We start from the raw sequence: 248 nt of genomic DNA, 5'->3' as shown, positions 1-248 counted from the left end.
TGCCCTTGGTCTCATCGCTAATACAAAGATCTTATTGTCGGACATCTTTGCCGCCGACTACACGAAGAGTCAGCACGACTCAAGGAAAGCCGATAAAAGGGGAATGCCCGTATAAGAGCCCGGGTGAGTGCTCTGCTACTGCTCAAGTAGCCCAGTCTAGGAAGCCGAGCAGGTACGGGCCCAGTGCAAGTTACCAATAACAACTGAGAAGCTAAGGTAGTAGTACACTGGCAGCCCTTGCACAAGCA

Origin of the sequence: Aestuarium sp. (assembly GCF_023253315.1) — a bacterium.
Taxonomy (GTDB): Bacteria; Pseudomonadota; Alphaproteobacteria; order Rhodobacterales; family Rhodobacteraceae; genus Marivivens; species Marivivens donghaensis.
The sequence above is the reverse complement of the archived record's forward strand: the minus strand, read 5'-3'. Positions refer to the sequence as shown.